Origin of the sequence: Mucilaginibacter aquatilis (genome assembly GCF_009755275.1) — a bacterium.
Taxonomy (GTDB): domain Bacteria; phylum Bacteroidota; class Bacteroidia; order Sphingobacteriales; family Sphingobacteriaceae; genus Mucilaginibacter; species Mucilaginibacter aquatilis.
In genome coordinates, this window is sequence record NZ_WQLA01000003.1 from 372,990 (window position 1) to 390,951 (window position 17,962).

Below are 17,962 nucleotides of genomic sequence, written 5' to 3' on the forward strand. Positions count from 1 at the left end.
GGTGGCATTTGTTGTTTTATTGCAGTAGTTAAAGCCCTCTCCTGTGAAATGAGCTATGCTGCTTATTCCAACAAGCTTTGAAATACCGGCTTTTTCATATACAATGCTGAATAAACTGGCAAATCGTCGGGACTTTATTTTCCATGTCGAAACTCACCAATTTAAACTTTAAACGGTTTTTGCCTTTATAACTGACGAATAAATATATATTTGCCGTGTTAGGCAGTGCAACTGTCTTATGCATTGTAATGATAAATTATAACACCGAAGCAAGCCATAAATATGAGCTGGTAGTAGGTTTGGAAGTACACGCCCAGCTCTCTACCCAAAGCAAAATTTTCTCGGCCGATAGCGCTGCATTTGGCGCAGGTCCTAATGAGCATGTAAGTATGGTATCATTAGGGCACCCTGGCACACTACCTTTTTTAAATAAAAAGGCCGTTGAGTATGCCGTTAAACTTGGTTTTGCCTGCCATGGCCGAATAAACCAGTATAACAACTTCGCCCGTAAAAATTACTTTTATGCCGATTTACCCAAAGGCTATCAAATAAGTCAGGATCAGCACCCTATTATAACAGGCGGTTATGTAAGTGTTAAGCGTGAAGATGGCACCGTAAAAAAGATTGCCATACACCATATACACATGGAAGAGGATGCCGGTAAAAGCATGCATGATCACCATGATACACATACTCTTATTGACCTGAACAGGGCAGGAGTGCCACTACTCGAGATTGTATCAGAGCCTGATATCCATAGTGCAGAAGAGGCTGGTTTGTATCTTACAGAGATGCGTAAGCTGGTGCGCTACCTTGGCGTCTGCGATGGCAACATGGAGGAAGGTAGCATGCGCTGCGACGCTAACATATCAGTGAGGTTAAAAGGTGCAACTAAACTTGGCAACCGTTGCGAGGTAAAAAATCTTAACTCCATACGTAACGTTCAACGGGCAATTGAGCATGAGTTTTTAAGGCAGGTAACTGTTATTGAAGCGGGTGGCCATATAGATCAGAACACACTGAACTTTGATGCAAACACCGGCGAAACATCTGTTTTACGCAGCAAGGAAATGGCTAACGATTACCGTTATTTTCCTGAACCAGATTTGCAACCACTGCTCTTAAGTGATGACTATCTGGAAGCTATTAGGCAAACAATGCCAGCTTTGCCTGAGGAGCTCTATGGTAAATACATTAATCAATTAGGGTTAAGTAATTATGATGCCTCTGTAATAACTGCAGATCATGATCTGGTTATTTACTTTGAGGAGCTGGTAAAGCATACAAAAAATTACAAGTCGGCCGCCCACTGGATGATGGGTGCTGTAAAGTCATATCTTAACGAGCATCACCTCACCATTGATACCTTAACACTTTTGCCTTCAAAGCTGGCGGAAATTATACAACTGGTTGATGATGGTAAAGTAAATAACACCGTTGCATCACACAAACTGTTTCCGGCAATGCTGGCAGATGCAGGCAAAACTGCCGAGCAGATGGCAACAGAACTTAATTTGATTATAAGCGAAGATAGTAACGAGCTTGAAGGTTTCATTCAGGATGCACTGGCAAAGTTCCCTGATAAAGTTGTTGAATACCAAAAGGGTAAAAAAGGCGTATTAGGTTTGTTCATGGGCGAAATCATGAAACGCTCAAAAGGCAAAATTGATCCGCAAAAAACAAATCAGTTACTTATTAAAGCATTACAAGCTAAATAAAATGAAAAACCACATCGTATCAACCTCCATATTAGCCGTTCTGTTAGGCTTGTACTCATGTAAGGATGAAAAAAGCTTCAAAATAGAAGGTAACATCAGCAATACGGCTGATGTAAAAAAAGTATACTTGTTAAGAGCTGATACCAATCAGGTAAGCGTAATTGACTCGTCTGAATTGAAAGACGGTAAGTTCGAATTCAAAAACCAATCTACTGTTGCAAACTTATTCAAATTGCGTTTAGGGCAGTCTTTATTTGATTTGATTGCTAAGAACGGAGATGATATTAAATTTGAGACCAACCTGGCTGATGAAAAGCATGAGTACAAAGTAAGCGGATCGCAGGAGTCAGATAAGATTAAGGAGTTCAACACATTCAGTAATGTATACAGCGCAAAAAACTCGCAGCTTGTAAATGAATTTCAAAGCAAAGTAAAAGATAACAACCAAGACTCTTTATTAAAAATTTATCAGCCCGTATTTGAAAAAAATATGGATGCTTACAGCAAGGAAGTATTGAAGTTTGTAAACGACAATAAAAAATCGCTCGCAGCTTTCTATGCAGCAATGTCTTTAGACCCAAACAAGTACGAACAGCAATTGGTGGCCTATGCCGATGACTTGAAAGAGGAGTTTAAAGATAATGCTCCGGTACAGCAGTTTGTAAAACAGATGGAAGCCGTTAAGCCGGTATCGGTAGGACATAAAGCTCCGGAATTTACAGTCAAGGATGTAAACGGGAAAGACGTTAAGCTGGCCGATTACAAAGGCAAATATGTGATGATAGATTTCTGGGCATCGTGGTGTGGTCCTTGCCGTCAGGAAAACCCTAACGTGGTAAAATTATACAACCAGTATAAAGGCAAAGGCTTTAATATATTAGGCGTATCACTCGATGAAAACAAACAGGCATGGCAGCGCGCCATCCAAGAAGATAAACTTGCCTGGCAACAAGTGTCTGACCTGAAAAAATGGGACGGGCCAGTTGCACGTGCTTACCAAATACAGGCAATACCATCAAACTTTATACTTGATACAGAAGGTAATATAATTGCTAAAAACATAACTGGCCAGAACCTCGAACAATTTTTAAATAAAACCTTTGCTAAACTTTAAGCAAATATTAAGCTTTAATAATTTATTAACATTAGTTTAACTATTTGCTTTTGTTTTGGTATTACCTTTATGCCAAAATTCAACCCTCTGATGAGTACTACTGCAAAGCAAAAAATTTTAATTGTAGACGACGAACCGGACATTTTAGAGTTAATAGAATACAACTTAAAAAAAGAAGGATACCAGGTTCATTTAGCCCATAACGGCCAAGAAGCTGTTGCAGAAGCAAAAAAGGTATTGCCAGATTTGATTGTTCTGGATATAATGATGCCTAAAATGGATGGCATTGAAGCTTGCCGCATTATGCGCACCATGCCTGAGTTTAAAAATACTTTTATGGTGTTTTTAACAGCTCGTAGTGAAGAGTACTCTGAGATAGCTGGTTTTAACGTAGGTGCCGATGACTACATTGCCAAACCTATAAAACCGCGTGCTTTAGTAAGCCGTATAAATGCTATACTACGCCGTAACGCGGGTACCGAAGAAGTATCAGATAACAAGTTAGAAGTAGGCGATTTGGTAATTGACCGTGAGAGTTACCTGGTTTATCAAAATGGCAGCAAAGTGGTTTTGGCTAAAAAGGAGTTTGAGTTACTGTATCTGTTAGCTTCAAAACCTGGTAAGGTTTATACACGCGAAGTAATCCTTAAGAATATATGGGAAGATTCAGTTGTGGTAACTAACCGCACCATTGATGTCCACATCCGTAAATTGCGTGAAAAGCTTGGAGAAAATTATGTATCAACCGTTAAGGGCGTAGGCTACAAATTTGAATACGTTTAAACAGTAATTAATGATAAATTGAAACACCCGTAAATAAATTTACGGGTGTTTTTTGTTATTAAATATGGAGCTTATGAATTAGACGAACAATCGGACAAAAACGTCCGATAACAAAAAAGCCCTGCTTAGCAGGGCTTTTTTGTTAAGTTTTGTGCTGTATTTAGTTTGCCATCATTTTAAGGAACGATGCTAATTTTTCTTTCATCTCCCTACGATCAACTATAAAGTCAAGGAAGCCTTTTTCCTGCAAAAACTCTGCAGTTTGGAATCCTTTAGGCAAGTCTTTTTTAATTGTTTCTTTAATAACCCTTGGGCCAGCAAAACCAATTAACGCGCCAGGTTCGGCAATGTTGATATCGCCCAGCATGGCATATGATGCAGTTACGCCACCTGTGGTTGGGTCGGTAAGTAGAGATATATAAGGCACGCCTGCCTGGCCTAATAATGCCAGCTTAGCGGACGTTTTGGCCATTTGCATTAATGAAAATGCGGCCTCCATCATTCGTGCACCACCCGATTTTGATATCATCAAAAAAGGAACCTTGTTTTGAATACTATAATCAATTGATCGTGCAATTTTCTCACCCACAACTGATCCCATTGAGCCACCAATAAAATTGAAGTCCATACAGGCAACCATTAACGGTTGTCCGTCAACCTTACCATGAGCTGCACGGATAGCATCTTTTAAACCGGTTTTTGCTTGCGTTTCTTTAAGGCGGTCGCTGTATTTTTTAGTGTCAACAAACTCAAGCGGGTCACCTGAGCGCAGGTTACTGAACAACTCAGTAAATTCGTTATTATCAAAAAGTACAGAAAAATACTCTTTTGAGCCTATGCGTAAATGATAACCGCAGTAATGGCAAACGTATTGATTTTCAACCTGTTCTGTATAGTGTAACGGGCGTTTACAGTTTGGACACTTGTTCCAAACACCGTCCGGAGCTTCTTTTTTATCTTCGGTAGAGGTAGTAATACCCTTTGATTCTCTCTTAAACCACGCCATTGGTAATTCCATCAATGATAATTAAAGGTACAAAGAAACGAAAATTATCTTATTTAAACTGTTAGTAACAAATTACGATTGTTATTCAAATATTAACAATTAAACAAATTATATCAAATTAACGCAACATTTGGCTGAAAAATGCATAAAATTTATACATTCGTGCTGTAAACCAACCAACAACTATGGATTTAAAAAATTATAAAGGCGTTTTGCACGGTGATCAGGTGCAGGAGTTATTTGAAGCAGCAAAGAAACATCAGTTTGCTTTACCTGCAGTTAACGTGATAGGAACCAATTCTATCAACGCTGTTATGGAAACTGCCAAGTCTGTTAACTCACCGGTAATTATCCAACTGTCAAACGGTGGAGCGCAATTTTACGCCGGTAAATCATTAGATAACTCTAAACTGCAAGCCTGTATATTAGGTGCCGTATCAGCAGCTAAGCACGTACATTTACTGGCCGAACATTATGGTGTTGCCGTTATATTACATACCGACCATGCTGCAAAAAAATTACTGCCTTGGATTGACGGATTACTAGAGCATGGCGAAAAACATTTTGCTGAAACCGGCAAGCCATTGTTCTCATCACACATGCTTGACCTTTCAGAAGAGCCTATCGAGGAAAACATTGAAGTTTCAGCTCAATACCTTGAGCGCATGGCTAAAATGAACATGACCATTGAAATTGAGTTAGGTGTAACCGGTGGTGAAGAAGATGGTGTAGATAATACAGATGTTGACAGCGCACGTTTATATACTCAACCTGAAGAAGTTGCTTATGCCTATGAGCATCTTTCAGCAGTAAGTCATCGTTTTACTGTTGCTGCTGCATTTGGTAACGTACACGGTGTGTACAAACCAGGTAACGTAAAATTACAGCCGGTAATCTTACATAACTCACAAGAGTTCCTTAAACAAAAACACAACATTGCTGCTGAAAAACCAATCAACTTTGTATTCCATGGCGGTTCTGGTTCAAGCCAGGAAGAAATTCGTGAGGCAATCTCTTACGGTGCCATCAAAATGAATATTGATACTGATATGCAGTGGGCTTTCTGGGAAGGCATTAAAGATTACTACAAAGCAAAAGAAGGTTACCTGCAAGCACAAATTGGCAGCCCTGATGGTGAAGATTCTCCAAACAAAAAATATTACGATCCACGCGTATGGTTGCGTAAAGGTGAGGAAACCTTTGTACAACGTTTAACTCAGGCATTTGCCGATTTAAACTGCCTTGACGTAAACAGCAAATTGTAATTTAATTTTTTTACAAAAGGTAAACGCCGTTACCATCCTGGTATCGGCGTTTTTTGTTATAATTACTTTTTAACTATTTAAGTTATGGCAAAGAAAAAAAGCGGAATATTTGAGCGTTTTGCTAATTGGGCCACCGCGGCAACCGGCAGTTCGGCAGCGTTTGTGTTGGCTGCTTTAGTTGTTGTAGTATGGGGCGCCAGCGGTCCGCTTTTTCATTATTCTGAAACGTGGCAGCTTGTAATTAATACGGGCACCACGATTATAACATTTTTAATGGTGTTTTTGATACAAAAGGCCCAGAATAAAGACTCACGTGCATTGCATCTAAAGCTTAACGAACTTATTGCTGCAATGGAGGGCGCAAGTAACCGTATGGTGAACATTGAAGACTTAAGTGAGAAAGAGCTGGAACAAATACATAACTATTATGTGCGCCTGGCGCAGCTTGCAAAAACCGAAGACAATTTAGGTTGTACGCATACTATTGATGCAGCAGAGTTCAACCACGAAAACAAAAGCGAAAAGATTAAAAATACTACCCAGAAAATAAATGAGTACAATAGTAAACGTAAAAAAGGTTAGCGAGCAGGAAGATTTAGACAAGGTGTTTGCAGTAAGACGCGTGGTGTTTGTTGACGAGCAAAATTGCCCGCCCGAATTAGAGTGGGAATTTGAGGACGAGTCCACACACTTTTTAGCCGAAATTAACGGACAACCAGCAGGCGCATCACGCTGGCGTAAAACAGATAAAGGCTACAAGCTTGAACGTTTTGCCGTATTAAAAGAAAACCGCGGGCAGGGCGTAGGGCAAGCTCTTGTAAAGGCAGTATTGAATGATTTACCTGAAGATGCGCAGTACATTTATCTGCACGCCCAGGTACAGGCAACGCCTCTTTACAAAAAGTTTGGCTTCAAAGAAATAGGACCCATGTTTGAGGAGGCCGGAATACAACATCACAAAATGGTATTTGAACCGGTAAAGTAATTGACTAAGCTATAATTACTGAATGTAAAGCTGCATGAAATAAAAAAAGGGCAAAGGTAAAGGATGTATCCTTCGCCTTTGCCCTTTCGGTTATTTATATAACAGATCAGTCTGTTTTAGGAAGCTGTACAGCTTCATCAACCTCGGGTAGTGCTTCACGTACATAACGACGGATAATTAAGCGCGTACCGCCATTATAGGTCATGTAGCTACCCAACCAATTAATGAAGGTTACCACCTTATTACGGAAGCCTAATAGCGATATAAGGTGAATAAACATCCATATCAACCACGCTATAAATCCGCTTAATTTAATTTTACCCAAATCGGCAACGGCTTTATTACGACCAATAGTTGCCATCGAACCAAGGTCTTTATACTTGAATGGTTCAGTAGGTTCGCCTTTAACTAAGTGAGCAATGTTTTCAGCCAGTTTTTTACCTTGCTGTATAGCAACTTGAGCAACGCCCGGATAACCATTTGGTGTAGCTTCGGTAATTATAGCACCAACGTCGCCAATTGCAAATACGTTATTAGTACCAACAACGCGATTGATTTCATCAGTTTTGATACGGTTGCCTCTAACAATATTTTCTTTAGCAAAGCCATTTGGAACAATACCCATAACACCTGCTGACCACACAACGTTCTTAGTGCGAATAACGCGGCCGTCTTCAAACTTTAGTTCGTTGCCGTCGTAGCTCTGTACTTTGACATTCAGTAACACTTCAACGCCCATGCCTAGCAATGCTTCTTTAGCTTTGTTTGAAGCCTGCTCAGACATTGGTCCAAGCACACGAGGTAAGAAGTCTACCAGGTAAACTTTCATATCCTCTTTTTTAAGCTCAGGATAATCTTTAGAAAGCACGTGGTTGCGCAGCTCGGCAAATGAGCCTGCAAGCTCTACACCGGTAGGGCCGGCGCCAACCATCACAAAGGTTAAATAAGGATCGCGCTCTTCTTTAGTTTTAGCAATTACAGCCTGTTCAAGGTTTTGCAAAAACATGTAACGCAGGTTTAGTGCTTCCGGTATGGTTTTCATTGGCATTGCATAATGCTCAATGTCTTTATTGCCAAAAAAGTTGGTAGTTGATCCGGTAGCCATAACAAGGTAGTCATAGGCTATTTCACCAATGGTTGTTTCAATATAGTTTTGTTCGGTATTAACTCCTGTAACTTCAGCTACCCTGAAACGAAGGTTTTTTTGACCTTCAAAATTTTTACGAAGTGAGAAAGCGATTGACTCACACTCCAAACTTCCGGTTGCTACCTGGTAAAGCAGCGGTGGGAAAGAGTGATAGTTGTGCTTGTCAAGAAGAAGAATTTCAACCGGTTCTTTTGCTAGCCGGCTTGCCAGTTCAACACCGCCAAATCCGCCGCCAACAATTACAACGAGCGGAAATTTTGTGTTTTGTTTTGAATCCATGTTTGTTTATAGTAACAGTTTTTATATAGGGCCGATGTAATGTAGTATTAACAAAAAAGGCTTCAAATGTTCTTTGAAGCCTTTTTAAAAATTCGTATTTCGAAAGTTTTATGCGTTAAGCTTCTTACCAAAATCGAGCATCACCGGGGTTGCAACGCAGATAGATGAGTAGGTACCGAAGCACACACCCACTAATAAGGCAAACGAGAATCCGCGGATTACATCGCCCCCAAAGATAAACAATACTATTAAAACAAACACTACTGTTAATGCAGTAATTATTGTACGGCTTAAAGTACTGTTAATTGCTTGGTTTACTACAAGTGCAGTATCATCGGTTTTAGCGTGTGTATGATTCAAGAACTCACGTATACGGTCAAACACAACCACGGTATCGTTAATTGAATAACCTATAACGGTAAGTATAGCCGCAATGAAAGCCTGGTCAATATCAAGTGAGAATGGTAAGATGCCATTGAACAACGAGAAGAAAGATAGCACCAGCAAAGCATCGTGTGCTGTAGCAACCATTGCACCAAGGCTATATTGCCATTTGCGGAAACGGATTAAGATATAACCCGATATAGCTACGATGGCAAAAATAACCGTCCATATAGCTGATGTTTTGATGTCATTAGCTATGGTTGGACCTACTTTTTGCGAACTTAAAATAGTGTACTTAGGTGTGATTTGTGACAATCCTTCACGTAAGGTTGTTTCTACCTTGTTATCAGCAACGGTACTGTTATCATCAATCATGTAGTTGGTTGTGATACGTACCTGCTTATCGCCACCAAAAGATTTAACTTCTGATTTACCAACACCCAAAGTTTTTTCAATTCCCTCACGTACGGTTTCGGTAGTAGCGGCTTGTTCAAAACGTACTACATAACTGCGGCCACCCTGGAAATCCACACCGTAGCTAAAGCCACGGGTAAACATTGAAATGATACCAGCTAAAATGAATATAGCTGAGAAAGCGTAAAATTTGAAGCGATTTTTAACGAATGCAAAGTTTGCGTTTTTGAACAACTTAGAGCTCCATGGATTTGAAAATTTGATATCCATGTTTTTGTCTAGCATCCATTCAAAAATTACACGGGTAATTAATAATGAACAGAACAATGATGTTACGATACCTATCATCAATGTAGTAGCGAAACCCTGGATAGGGCCGGTACCAAAGATGAATAAGATAACACCTGTTAAAAAGCTACTGATTTGTGAATCGAGAATTGACGATAATGCGTGTTTGTAACCATCGGCAATGGCAAGGCGCTTCGATTTACCCAGTGCAAGCTCTTCACGTACACGTTCGTAAATTAATACGTTGGCATCAACCGATATACCTAAGATGAGCACTATACCGGCAATACCAGGTAGAGTTAGTACTGCACCAATACTGGTTAGTACACCCATCAGGAAGAATACGTTAACAAATACTGCAGCATCAGCAACTGCACCTGCACTGTTATAGTAAAGAACCATAAACACAAGTACAATTACCAAACCAACAGCACATGACATTAAACCATCATTGATAGCTTCCTGGCCTAATGAAGGACCAACGATGTCTTCAGAAACAATACGAGCAGGAGCAGGTAAACGACCAGCTTTTAAAACGTTAGATAAATCTTTGGTTTCATCCTGGGTAAAGCTACCGCTGATAGATGAACGGCCACCTGATATTTCATTGCTTACACGCGGAGCAGATACAACGTTATCATCAAGAACAATTGCAATGCTGCGGTTATCATTTTCATCACCCGGATTGCCGGCTGCTTCAGCAGTAACTCTTCTCCACGTTTTAGCACCGTCAGAGTTCATTTCCATGCTTACTTCATAGCCACCGCTATTTGGGTCAACATCGCTACGAGCATCAGTAATAGCTTCGCCACTCAATACAGGGCCGTTATCAGCACCTGATAACTTGATTGCGTAAAGTGCTAATCTTTTGTCAGCAACATCGCCTGATTTTGAAGCCCACAATAAGCGAAGATTTTTAGGCAATACTGCCTGTACTTCTGCGCTTTTTAAGTAGCCATTAACTCTGGCAGTATCTTTAATTGCGGCAGTACCTACAACTGGACCAGGATAAGCCTGAGGACCATTTGGACCCTGACCAAATGCAGGAGACAAAACAGCAAACAAAGGCATAGTTTCTGCAAGCTGGTTTTTGTTTTTCAATGCAGATGCAGAGGTATCTTTCGCATTGTTTTGTTTAACCTTGCTAAGTAACGAGCCGCCTTTTTTTGCAGTGTCATTAGCGGCTACTGCAGGGGCTATAGAAACGGTATCTTTTTTAGCTGTTTTGTTTTTAGCAGCAAGTATACCATTGATGTTATTTAATAATTGGAAAACTTCAGTATTATCAAAAGTCGCGTAAAACTCAAGCTTAGCCGAGCCTTGTAACAGTTTACGTACACGCTCTTTACTTGCTTCTGATACACCCGGAAGTTCAATTTGTATACGGTTGCCTGCCTGTAATTGAATGTTAGGAGATGTTACACCAAATTTATCAATACGGTTACGTAAGATGTTGAATGATTGCGTAACGGCAGTATTTGACTGATCACGCAGGTATTTTTCAACGTCATTGTTGCTGGCATCAAACTTAAGGTTGCTTTGGTTTGACTGGGTTGAAAAAATTGGAGCCAGCTTACCATTAGGACTTAGCTTTTTATACTCACGCATAAAAATGTCAATGTAATTATCAGGGCTGGTTTTAGCAACAACATCAGCGTTATGTAATGCCTGGTTAAAGGTTACATCTTTGTTGTCGTTTGATAATGACCTGATTAGCTCGCTTAACGAAACCTGCATGGTAACGTTCATACCACCTTTAAGGTCAAGGCCTAATGCAAGTTCACGGTCTTTGCAATACTGATAATTGTGACCAAATAACGGATATACCGGCTGCGACGCTATTGAGTCGAGATAAGCTTTTTCTTTGTCCGGGTTGCCCTTAGCATAGGCTTTTGCATCATCTTCGACGCTGTTGGTAACCCACGTGAACGAAAGCTGGTATAAGCAAACAACTGCCACAATAATGGCAAAAAATTTAATAACCCCTTTACCTTGCATGGTGTAATCTATGTGTAAAATTAATTTATAAGCTTTTTAAAATAAGGAGGCAAATCTAATAAAATTTCGTAAGCGTAACGTGTTAATTAAAACAAAATAAAGTTGATAGCTGTTAGCGGCGCTCAAGGGTAATGAAAGAGTAAGGGTAAGCGTGCTTTTCATCAGCCTCAAAGTTTTCCCTCGCTGTTTCCCTCCATTCGTTTTTATTAAGTTGCGTGAAGTAAGCATCAGCGTTAAAATCCTGATGAACAATGGTTAAGTAAATGCGGTTTACTAATGGTAATGCCAGGGCGTATATTTCAGCTCCGCCAATAATGTCAATTTCAGGCTCGCCTTTACATAAGTTAAGTGCCTCATCAATTGAATGTACAACTTCGCAGCCTTCAATATTAATTTGCTGCCTGGTAACTACAATATTACGTCGGTTAGGCAATGGCTTACCTACAGATTCATACGTTTTACGGCCCATAATTATGCTATGGCCCGTGGTTAATTGCCTGAAATGCTTAAGGTCATTTGGAAGATGCCAAAGCAGTTCATTATCTTTTCCTATTGCGTTGTTGGTAGCTATGGCTACTACTATATTAATATTCATTGAAGGTTTTTAACCATATTGCTTTGAAAAGTGAGGTCTGTTAATACTGTTTAGCTACCTAAACCGCTACAGCACCTTTTATATGTGGCCAAGACTCATAGTTCTCTAACGTAAAATCTTCAAATTTAAAAGCAAATATATCTTTCACTTCCGGGTTTATCTTCATTACCGGTAGTGGGTGAGGTGTGCGTGATAGTTGCAGGTTGGCCTGCTCAATATGGTTGTTATAAAGGTGAGCGTCGCCAAAAGTGTGTATAAAGTCACCATAGTCAAGGTCGCACACCTGTGCCATCATCATGGTAAGCAATGCGTATGATGCAATGTTGAATGGAACGCCTAAAAATATATCAGCGCTGCGCTGGTAAAGTTGGCAAGATAGCTTGCCTTTGGTTTCCCCTTTATCAGCGTTTGGCGGCTCAACATAAAATTGAAATAAACTATGGCAGGGTGGAAGCGCCATTTGATCAACATCGGCAACGTTCCAGGCAGATACCATAATACGGCGTGAGTCGGGGTTGGTTTTGAGCTGCTTTACAACCTGACTGATTTGATCTATATGCCTGCCGTCGGGCGTTGGCCAAGAGCGCCACTGGTACCCGTAAACCGGACCTAAATTCCCCTCTGCATCAGCCCATTCATCCCATATGCGTACGCCATTTTCTTTCAAATATTTGATATTTGTATCGCCGCTTAAAAACCATATAAGCTCATGTATAATAGATTTGAGGTGAAGCTTTTTGGTAGTCACTAACGGAAAGCCTTCTTTTAAATTAAAGCGCATTTGATAACCAAAAACGCTAATAGTGCCGGTTCCGGTGCGATCGTGCTTTTGAGCGCCATTTTCCAGCACGTGGCGCATCAGGTCAAGATATTGTTTCATATAAACAGGTTGCAAGCACCTAAACACCTCATTAAATTGCTTGCGGATACAAATAAAATTAATCTATTTTGGCTTTCCTATTAATTTGAAGAAATAGGTAATGTTTTAACGCAATTATGATCATTTTTCCAAACGCAAAAATTAATATCGGCCTCAATATTACTGAACGACGTGCTGATGGCTACCACAATATTGAAAGCGTTTTTTATCCGTTAATGATTAAAGATGTCTTGGAAATTATTGAAAGCGATACGCTTCAGTTCCAATCGTCAGGCATTGCAATTCCAGGTAGCGTTGAAAGCAACCTTTGCTTAAAAGCTTACAACCTGCTCAAAAATGACTTTCCGCAGCTGCCTTACGTAAGTATTCATTTACATAAAAATATACCCATTGGTGCAGGGTTAGGGGGCGGCTCGGCTGATGCTGCTTTCTTTATTAAGCTGATGAATGAAACGTTCAAATTGGGGCTTGAGGATGAGCATATGATGAATTATGCACGTAAACTGGGAGCTGATTGTGCCTTTTTTATAAGTAACAAACCATTATATGCTTTCAATAAAGGAGACGAATTTGAAAGTGTAGCACTGGACCTCGCGCCGTACAGCCTGGCGTTGGTAATGCCTCCGGTACATGTTTCAACAGCGCAAGCTTACAATGGTGTTATACCAAGGTTGCCCTCCGCGGCACTGAAAGAGCTTATAAAACTACCTGTTACAGACTGGATAGAACGTATTAAAAACGATTTCGAACCACATATATTCGAAGCATTTCCAATTATTGAAAAAGTGAAAAGTGCGCTATATGATGCAGGTGCCCTTTACGCATCAATGAGTGGAAGTGGTGCTTCAGTTTTCGGCATATTTGAAAGCACGCCAGATCTTTCTAACCTTGAAGGCGAAAATCAGGTGTTTTATAATTTATAGAAAAGTTATTTAGCCACTATTCTAAATTCAGTGCGGCGGTTTTTTGCTTTGCCATCTTCAGTAGTATTTGGAGCTACAGGATTCAATTTGCCATAACCTTTAAACTGAAGCTTATTACCATTTACGCCATGATTAACCAAATATTGGTAAACTGCTTTTGCGCGGTTGGCCGATAAGGATTGATTAATTGCATCGTTTCCAGAATTGTCGGTATAACCAGCTATTTCTATACTTACGGTTGGGTTCATGGCCATAAAATCAATCAAATACCGTAAAGCGGACTGCGACTCGGGACGCAGATCGTACCGGTTTATATCAAAAAAAATGTTTTTCAGGATAGCCGATTTGCCAATTTCGATTGTGTTTAAAGGGACTTCTATATTAAAAGGTTTATGCGTTTCGCCTTTATTAAGCGAAAAGTTTTCTGATGAAAACAGATAACCGTTTTTGATGATGGTTAAGCCATAATTGCGGCCGGTAACTAACGGAACTAAAAAATCGCCGCCTGTGGCCGAACTAGTATTTTGGTAAACCGGGATGTTCGTGGCTAAATCAACTATTTCCACATTGGCTTCCATCGGTTGTTTAGTTGCTGCATCTATAACTGATCCTTTGACATAGGTAACTGCATGTGGCTTCGATTTTTCAGGAAGCTCAAACATATAAATATCAAAGCCGCCGTAACCGCTTAATGTATTTGAAGCAAAGTAAGCAAAGCCGCCGGTTGTGCTTATGCTCATACCGTTTTCATCACCGCAGGAATTTATAGGATAGCCCAGGTTTTCGGGTTTTTGCCATTTGCCGGCGTTGTTAATGCGGCTTACAAATAAATCTTTATTACCTAATCCGGGCCAACCATTTGAGCAAAAATAGAGTGTGCTATCATCGGGGTGTATGTATGGCGACTGCTCGTCATAAGGGGTGTTAATGTTTGGTCCAAGGTTTTCAGGTTCGGCCCAGCCTTTGTCGGTTAAGCGGCATTTCCAAATATCGTAACCACCATAGCCACCTTTACGGTTACTAACAAAATAAAGGGTGTGTCCATCTGCAGATATAGATGGTTGTGATTCCCAGCCCGAACTGTTTACGGGCGCGCCCAAATTAAATGGCTTTCCCCAATCATCGCCCTTACGTTGCGTTACGTATATATCGCAACGGCCCATACCATCGGGCCGGTTGCAGCCCGTAAAAAATAAATACTTGCCATCCTGAGAAAGCGATTGGGCACCCTCGTTGTATTCGGCTGTATTAATAAATTTGCTTAAATACGTGGCAGCACCCCATTGATTATTAAGTCTTATGCTTTTATAAAAGTCTTCATTATTTTGAACTTTACGTGTAAATATCAGCGTATTATCATCTGCCGCCGATACAGGCATGTACTCATCATTTGGCGAGTTTATTTCAGGGCCTAAATTTATTGGCTTAAACTGTACAGGGTTTTTAATAGCTATGATACTAAAATCAGCATCGGCTATTAGTTTTTTTGCAAAGAAGCGGTTCTCGGCAGTTAAGTTTGCGTAAGTAATATATTTTTCAAGATGAACCTTAGCCTGTTCATACTCGCCCGAATTGATTTCAAGCTCACCTAATTTTAAATATATGCTACGGCTCAACTCTGCGTTCAGGTCCAGCGCCTTGCGGTAATGCACAATAGCATCTTTGTATTGCTGTAAACTTTTATGAAGATCGGCAAGTTGCACATGTGCCTCGGCAAAATTGTCATCGGCCGCTATAGCACTTTGTAATTGCTGAATAGCATTTGCCCTGTCCTGACGGTCTAAAAATGCACCAGCTTTTTTGTAATAAGTTATGGCAGCAGCGTTAGTTGTGCTGTATTTTGACTGTGCGGTTACCTTAAACCCTAAAAAAAACAGCAGTAAAATAAGCCAATACCTAACATTAATCATATCTGTTTCAGCACTAAAAATATGCCTTTTACGTATCAAATATAAATATTGTTTCAAGGTTAATATTATAAGTTTTTACTGTTGATAAAGATTAATGATAGCGAAAAGAACCATTAACAGTTTAGTTTTGTTAAACCAATGGTTAATATTTATTTAAAATCAATTGGAAAAAACATGATATTTTTGATTATAATTACTTGAAAATAAGTTATATGAAAAAACTCTACATGCTGTGTGCTGTACTTACATGCTTAACGCTTACATCTTGCGTAGACATCATTGAGCGATATAACTTTAAAGCGAATGGCACTTGTGAGGTTATTTACGACTTTGACATGAGCAAGGCCGTCTCTATACTACATAACTTACTATCAGACTCGGTTATGGCTACACCGCAATTTGCTATCGCCAAAGATACGGTGATGAATTTATATAATGCTTTGCCCGATAGCACGCAAAACAAAATGACAGCCAATGAGGTGAAGTTAGCGCAAAGCAGTAACCTGGCCATTAACATGAACTTGAGACAAGATTTGATGAAGGTAAGCATAAAGCATCAGGCAGCAACACCTGCCGATTTAGAATACTACCTGCAACAGATGTCAAAACTGGCTAACTATGGCAGTCAGGAAAAACGAAAAGGCATGAGCATGGATTTTACAGCACAGCAGTTGATAGCAGGGCAGGAGTGCTACTCGTACCAGGTAACATCAAGCAAGTTTTGCCGCATAATTGACAAAGAGAAATTCAATAATTTTTTGAAGAAAACCGGGTCGGCTTTCGCCGCAGCAAAAGCGCTGCTTATTGAAACACCTTACAAGGTTGTATTGAATTTTGCCAAGCCGGTAAAGAAAATTGATAATAAAAGGGCAACACTCTCAGCAGACAGAAAACAAGTGATCATACAAACCAATATGGATGAGTTGATTAAAAATCCAACTTTAATGAATTTGCAGATTGATTTTGAATAATGGCCTGGTATAAAGTTGCTGATGCTTTTGATTTAAGTAAGCCATTTATAAGAAAAGTATCGGCTGGTGGCAAATCAATTTGCTTGGTTAATGCAGATAAAGTATACGCTGTGTCTTCAAAATGCCCTCACGCCGGCGCAGACCTAAGTGGCGGCTGGTGCAAAAATGGAAAGCTTATTTGCCCGTTTCATCGCTATGCCTATGATCTTGAAACAGGTAAGGGAGCGCCGGGACAAAACGATTTTATTAACGTTTATTCTGTTGAGATAAAAGATGACGGAGTATATGTGCAGGTGACATCGTGGCTTGAAAGACTTACCGGCAAGAAATAAATAAGGAATGTAAGCCATTCTATTGCAAAGCTTACATTCCTTATGTCTATAATGGAAGATGCTACGCCAAGTCTGGGTAAACCACTCTGTTTGCTGATGCCAATGTATTTTGTAACAGGCCAATAATGGTCATTAAACCAACACCACCGGGTACAGGAGTTATCCATGACGCTTTAGGAGCCACATTCTCGAAATCAACATCACCGTATAATTTGTAGCCAGACTTGGTTAGGGTTGATGTTTCGCGGTTCATGCCTACGTCAATAACTACAGCACCTTCTTTTACCATATCGGCGGTAATGAAGTTCTTTTTACCAATAGCTACAATCAATATATCGGCATCAAGTGTGAACTTTTTAATATCAGGCGTACGGCTGTGACAAATGGTTACGGTACAGTTTCCTGGCTGGGTATTACGCGCCATTAAAATGCTCATAGGGGAGCCAACAATATTGCTGCGGCCAACTACAACGCAATGCTTACCAGCGGTTTCAATACCATATTCTTTAAGCATCAAGGTAATTCCATATGGGGTAGCAGGGATAAATGACGGCAGGTTGCGCTGCATACGGCCCAAATTTACCGGGTGAAAACCGTCAACATCTTTACGGTGATCTATACGTTCGGTTACCTTCTCTGGGTCAATGTGTTTAGGCAACGGAAGTTGAACAATGATGCCGTCAATGTCGGCATCGGCATTTAACTCTGCTACTTTTTGTAATAGCTCTTCTTCGGTTACATTGTCTTCATATCGAACCAGACTTGATTTGAAACCCACCTTTTCGCAATTTTTCATTTTGCTTGCAACGTATGTTTCGCTGCCGCCATCATGGCCAACTAATACTGCCACCAGGTGTGGTTTACGGCCGCTACGTTGTAAATATTCGGCTGCCTTTTCGGCAATCTCAACTTTCAGTTTCTCAGATACGTATTTTCCGTCGAGTAGTTGCATAAATTGAATTTGTATTAA

At 40.2% G+C, this 17,962-nt stretch carries 16 protein-coding genes; 9 read left to right on the forward strand and 7 right to left on the reverse strand.

What is annotated here, in order from left to right:
- Positions 1-248: 248 nt before the first annotated feature.
- The 3 genes from gatB to GO816_RS09300 all read left to right on the forward strand — a co-directional run bounded on the left by gatB (position 249) and on the right by GO816_RS09300 (position 3,615).
- A complete protein-coding gene (gene gatB / locus GO816_RS09290) occupies positions 249-1,718 on the forward strand; it encodes an Asp-tRNA(Asn)/Glu-tRNA(Gln) amidotransferase subunit GatB (protein WP_157541514.1) in 1,470 nt (489 codons plus the stop codon).
- Position 1,719: 1 nt separating this feature from the next.
- Positions 1,720-2,832: a TlpA disulfide reductase family protein gene (locus GO816_RS09295; protein WP_157541516.1), complete on the forward strand. Its 1,113-nt coding sequence runs from the start codon at positions 1,720-1,722 to the stop codon at positions 2,830-2,832.
- 90 nt (positions 2,833-2,922) lie between these two features.
- Positions 2,923-3,615, forward strand: a complete 693-nt coding sequence (locus GO816_RS09300; protein ID WP_157541518.1) for a response regulator transcription factor — start codon at positions 2,923-2,925, stop codon at positions 3,613-3,615.
- 160 nt (positions 3,616-3,775) lie between these two features.
- On the opposite strand, the gene accD is transcribed toward GO816_RS09300, so the two are convergent.
- Entirely contained in the window at positions 3,776-4,621 is an 846-nt protein-coding gene (accD, locus tag GO816_RS09305) for an acetyl-CoA carboxylase, carboxyltransferase subunit beta (protein WP_157541962.1), read from the reverse strand.
- Positions 4,622-4,806: 185 nt separating this feature from the next.
- On the opposite strand from accD, the gene fbaA reads away from it, so the two are divergent.
- The 3 genes from fbaA to GO816_RS09320 all read left to right on the forward strand — a co-directional run bounded on the left by fbaA (position 4,807) and on the right by GO816_RS09320 (position 6,871).
- The gene (gene fbaA / locus GO816_RS09310; protein ID WP_157541520.1) at positions 4,807-5,886 is read left to right on the forward strand and encodes a class II fructose-bisphosphate aldolase; all 1,080 of its coding nucleotides are present in this window, start codon (positions 4,807-4,809) and stop codon (positions 5,884-5,886) included.
- Between the two features lie 84 nt (positions 5,887-5,970).
- Positions 5,971-6,468 (forward strand): low affinity iron permease family protein, encoded by a 498-nt coding sequence (locus GO816_RS09315; RefSeq protein ID WP_157541522.1) that lies wholly within the window; start codon positions 5,971-5,973, stop codon positions 6,466-6,468.
- Entirely contained in the window at positions 6,437-6,871 is a 435-nt protein-coding gene (locus GO816_RS09320; RefSeq protein ID WP_157541524.1) for a GNAT family N-acetyltransferase, read from the forward strand. The genes GO816_RS09315 and GO816_RS09320 overlap by 32 nt, the downstream gene beginning before the upstream one ends.
- 106 nt (positions 6,872-6,977) lie before the next feature.
- Here GO816_RS09320 and GO816_RS09325 read toward each other — a convergent pair whose 3' ends face one another.
- The 4 genes from GO816_RS09325 to GO816_RS09340 all read right to left on the reverse strand — a co-directional run bounded on the left by GO816_RS09325 (position 6,978) and on the right by GO816_RS09340 (position 12,856).
- Positions 6,978-8,297 (reverse strand): NAD(P)/FAD-dependent oxidoreductase, encoded by a 1,320-nt coding sequence (locus tag GO816_RS09325; protein WP_157541526.1) that lies wholly within the window; start codon positions 8,295-8,297, stop codon positions 6,978-6,980.
- 108 nt (positions 8,298-8,405) lie between these two features.
- Positions 8,406-11,381: a protein translocase subunit SecDF gene (gene secDF / locus GO816_RS09330; RefSeq protein ID WP_157541528.1), complete on the reverse strand. Its 2,976-nt coding sequence runs from the start codon at positions 11,379-11,381 to the stop codon at positions 8,406-8,408.
- 112 nt (positions 11,382-11,493) lie between these two features.
- Positions 11,494-11,976 (reverse strand): dihydrofolate reductase, encoded by a 483-nt coding sequence (locus tag GO816_RS09335; RefSeq protein WP_157541530.1) that lies wholly within the window; start codon positions 11,974-11,976, stop codon positions 11,494-11,496.
- A gap of 58 nt (positions 11,977-12,034) precedes the next feature.
- Positions 12,035-12,856: a thymidylate synthase gene (locus GO816_RS09340; protein ID WP_157541532.1), complete on the reverse strand. Its 822-nt coding sequence runs from the start codon at positions 12,854-12,856 to the stop codon at positions 12,035-12,037.
- Positions 12,857-12,972: 116 nt separating this feature from the next.
- Between GO816_RS09340 and ispE the strand changes: the two genes are divergently transcribed.
- Positions 12,973-13,779 carry a 4-(cytidine 5'-diphospho)-2-C-methyl-D-erythritol kinase gene (gene ispE, locus GO816_RS09345; RefSeq protein ID WP_157541534.1) on the forward strand — a complete coding sequence of 269 codons (807 nt, stop codon included), beginning with the start codon at positions 12,973-12,975 and terminating at the stop codon, positions 13,777-13,779.
- Positions 13,780-13,784: 5 nt separating this feature from the next.
- Here the strand turns inward: ispE and GO816_RS09350 are convergent, their stop codons facing one another.
- Positions 13,785-15,746 (reverse strand): OmpA family protein, encoded by a 1,962-nt coding sequence (locus GO816_RS09350; protein ID WP_232336537.1) that lies wholly within the window; start codon positions 15,744-15,746, stop codon positions 13,785-13,787.
- Between the two features lie 155 nt (positions 15,747-15,901).
- Here GO816_RS09350 and GO816_RS09355 point away from each other — a divergent pair, with 155 nt between their 5' ends.
- On the forward strand, positions 15,902-16,660 hold the full coding sequence (locus tag GO816_RS09355; protein WP_157541536.1) for a hypothetical protein: 759 nt from the start codon (positions 15,902-15,904) through the stop codon (positions 16,658-16,660).
- Positions 16,660-16,992, forward strand: a complete 333-nt coding sequence (locus tag GO816_RS09360) for a Rieske (2Fe-2S) protein (protein WP_157541538.1) — start codon at positions 16,660-16,662, stop codon at positions 16,990-16,992. The genes GO816_RS09355 and GO816_RS09360 overlap by 1 nt, the downstream gene beginning before the upstream one ends.
- Before the next feature lie 61 nt (positions 16,993-17,053).
- On the opposite strand, the gene GO816_RS09365 is transcribed toward GO816_RS09360, so the two are convergent.
- Complete coding sequence (locus tag GO816_RS09365) at positions 17,054-17,944, reverse strand: bifunctional 5,10-methylenetetrahydrofolate dehydrogenase/5,10-methenyltetrahydrofolate cyclohydrolase (RefSeq protein WP_157541540.1); 891 nt, start codon at positions 17,942-17,944, stop codon at positions 17,054-17,056.
- Between the last annotated feature and the right edge of the window lie 18 nt (positions 17,945-17,962).